At 65.9% G+C, this 906-nt stretch carries 1 protein-coding gene; it reads right to left on the minus strand.

The window, feature by feature from the left end:
* Window positions 1-95: 95 nt before the first annotated feature.
* The gene (locus I55_RS30360) at window positions 96-554 is read right to left on the minus strand and encodes a response regulator transcription factor (RefSeq protein WP_044564462.1); all 459 of its coding nucleotides are present in this window, start codon (window positions 552-554) and stop codon (window positions 96-98) included.
* Window positions 555-906 lie beyond the last annotated feature (352 nt).

Genomic DNA, 906 nt, shown 5'->3' on the forward strand with positions numbered 1-906 from the left:
CCCCCAGATGCCGATCACCGTCGCCACGCGGTGCTCGATGTAGCGCAGGGTGTTCACCCCCTTGGTGGTGCGCTGGCCGGTGATGTCCAAGGGCGTCACCTGTGTCGTGCTGAAATAAGCAGGCGGCTTTGGCGGAAGGTGCCCGGCGCCTGGCTGCCAAGGGCCGGCACCGTGGTCTTGCGGAGCAAGGCGCCCACCCGGCTCATCAGGATGTCCGGGTCGGCCGACTTCGGCACATAGGCGTCGGCGCCACTGTCGATGCCCTGGCGCTCGCGATCGGCGGCATTGCTGTCGGTCAGCATCAGCACCGACAGGCCGCGCGTGCGCATGTCCATGCGGACGCGGCGCACGAATTCGTCACCGTTCATGCGCGGCAGATGGAAATCCACCATCGCCAGGTCCGGCACCTCGCGCCCCAGGTGTTCCAGCGCGCTTTCGGCGTCCCCGCAAACAGTGACCGACCAGCCCTGGCGTTCCAGCCTCATCTGCAACTGAAGGGCCTGGGTCGGAGAATCCTCCACCACCAGGATACGGTGCGCGGGACCCTCGGTCATGGGGCGTCCTGGCCCGAGAAGGCTCCGGCGATACCTTGCTGATCCATCACTTCCGCCTCCAGGCCGGGAACGGCCCTAAAGGCGGCCGTCTCCATATTCGTCCTACCGGGTTATGTTTGATGGAGAAAGTGCCGGTTTCCTGGACCGTTTTCCACTACCGCTTGTCGTTTGGCGCTGGCCGCACGGTGGCCCCTGGTCGTTCCCCTGTCGACTGACGCGTCATGGGTACCCCATGTGGGAGAGGCGGTAGGGCGACGGCCCGGGCGACGGGTCGTGGTCGAAAGCCATAACGGGGACCGGAAGCCGGCGCCCCTTCCCTCTCATAATTGCACCATGCCCCTCCCATATGGGA

The organism is Azospirillum sp. B4, from assembly GCF_000333275.1.
Classification (GTDB): domain Bacteria; phylum Pseudomonadota; class Alphaproteobacteria; order Azospirillales; family Azospirillaceae; genus Nitrospirillum.